The 1698-nt window shown below is 68.8% G+C and carries 1 rRNA gene and 1 pseudogene; both read left to right on the top strand.

The annotated features are described in order from the left end of the window. The first annotated feature begins 131 nt into the window (after positions 1–131). A 5S ribosomal RNA gene (rrf, locus tag OC490_RS49025) occupies positions 132–248 on the top strand. Positions 249–410: 162 nt separating this feature from the next. After that, positions 411–1698: pseudogene (locus OC490_RS49485) on the top strand (hypothetical protein); the annotation flags it as partial.

Here is a 1698-nt window from a genome sequence, read left to right as displayed (position 1 = left end):
ACTAATAGGCCGAGGGCTTGTCCTCAGTTGCTCGCGTCCACTGTGTTAGTTCTGAGACAACGAACAGTTGTCGGCTAGAGCTTGAACCACACAACAGAAAAGTGTGCTTGTTCGCTCGAAACCATTAGGGTTTCGGTGGTCATAGCGTGAGGGAAACGCCCGGTTACATTCCGAACCCGGAAGCTAAGCCTTACAGCGCCGATGGTACTGCAGGGGGGACCCTGTGGGAGAGTAGGACGCCGCCGAACAATATTTGGAGGACCCCTGGTCCCAGCGTTCACGCTGGGACCAGGGGTCCTTTTCTTTTTCTCGTTTTGAGACAAGCACAGCCGAGCACAAGCACAGCCCGGAGCGCGCCGAGTACCTGGCTGCGCGAGAATGACTTGCGGTACCGAAGACAGGAGTCACCGATGTCCACCAACTCTCCCGAGGACCGACCGGAGCGCGACGAGCGGCGACGGGACAGTGGTGACCGCGGCGACCGTGGCGGGTACCGCGGAGGCCCGAGTCGTAGCAACGACAACCGTGGCAGCGCCCCCCGCCGTGATGACCGTGGCGGCAGCGCTGGCGGTGGCGATCGCGGCGGGTTCCGCGGGCGCGACGACCGATCTGCCGGCCCGCGTCGAGATGATCGTTCTGCCGCCCCGCGTCGTGACGACCGTCCGGCTGGTCCCCGTCGTGATGACCGTGGTGGTGAGCGCGGTGGGCGTCCCGGTGGTTTCCGGCGTGACGACAGCCGAGGTGAGCGTCCCGCGTTCCGCCGTGACGACCGAAGCGACAACCGGGGCGGCGAGCGTCGCGACGACAACCGTGGCGATCGCGGTGGCTTCCGGCGCGATGACAGCCGAGGTGAGCGTCCGCCCTTCCGGCGTGACGACAACCGCGGTGGCGGTGGCAGTGGCGGTTTCCGACGTGACGACAGTCGCGGTGACCGTCCGCCCTTCCGGCGTGATGACCGTAGGGACGACCGCCGTGACGGTGACCGTCCTGCTTTCCGGCGTGACGACGACCGCGGTGACCGTGGCAGCTACCCTCGCCGCGACGACCGTGGCGGTAGCGGTGGCGGCGATCGTGGTGGTTTCCGTGGCCGCGACGACCGATCTGCCGGTCCGCGTCGAGATGATCGTTCTGCCGCCCCGCGTCGTGACGACCGTCCGGCCGGCCCCCGTCGTGATGACCGTGGTGGTGAGCGCGGTGGGCGTCCCGGTGGTTTCCGGCGTGACGACAGCCGAGGTGAGCGTCCTGCGTTCCGCCGTGACGACCGCAGCGACAACCGGGGCAGCGAGCGTCCGCCTTTCCGGCGTGATGACCGTAGGGACGACCGTCGTGACGGTGACCGTCCTGCTTTCCGGCGGGACGACGACCGCGGTGACCGTGGCAGCTACCCCCGCCGCGACGACCGTCCGTCCGGCCCGCGTCGCGACGACCGTGGCGGTGAGCGTCCGGCTTTCCGGCGGGATGACAGCCGTGGCGAGCGTCCGCCGTTCCGTCGCGACGACCGTGACAACCGGGGCGAGCGTCCTGCCTTCCGGCGTGATGACGACCGTGGTGAGCGCGGCAGCTACCCCCGCCGCGACGACCGTCCGTCCGGCCCTCGCCGCGACGACCGTTCCGCCGCCCCGCGTCGTGACGACCGTCCGGCCGGTCCCCGTCGTGATGACCGTGGTGGTGAGCGCGGTGGGCGTCCCGGTGGTTTCC

This window comes from Streptomyces sp. STR69 (genome assembly GCF_024519455.1).
Lineage (GTDB): Bacteria > Actinomycetota > Actinomycetes > Streptomycetales > Streptomycetaceae > Streptomyces.
Note: the sequence above shows the minus strand (reverse complement) of the source record. Positions and strands in the feature narration are given on the sequence as shown.